Genomic DNA, 392 nt, shown 5'->3' on the forward strand with positions numbered 1-392 from the left:
AAAGAATACGATGAAACCATATGTGGGATAACCAATAACAAAAAAAAGATCCTGGGCAACAACATGCTCTTGTCGTCAAACGCTTAAACCCTGGTCTCAGACAAGTTTCTTTGCGTTGGCTTATAGGAACTATTCTAACCGGATTGGCATCTTATATTCTTATGGCCATTGCCCTTTTCACGGCTTTAGAGGGGCAGCAGCAACTTATCACCCCTTTACAATGGTCCAATGTAGATGCAGACATCCCCGCTTTTGCTAGCAACAAAAGAGACCGTATTGCCCCAACACGCGTGCGTCAACGCTTTGATAGTCAGCGTCAATTTGCGCTATCAATTCTCCACCACAAAGGCGATGCACAAATCATTGAAACACAGAAATTTGAGTGGTTTCGC

General features: G+C 43.9%; 1 pseudogene. It reads left to right on the top strand.

What is annotated here, in order from left to right:
* Positions 1–20: 20 nt before the first annotated feature.
* A pseudogene (locus tag J7R05_RS08825) lies at positions 21–392 on the top strand (M23 family peptidase); the annotation flags it as partial.

It is taken from the genome of Bartonella capreoli, assembly GCF_902813205.1.
Classification (GTDB): Bacteria; Pseudomonadota; Alphaproteobacteria; order Rhizobiales; family Rhizobiaceae; genus Bartonella; species Bartonella schoenbuchensis.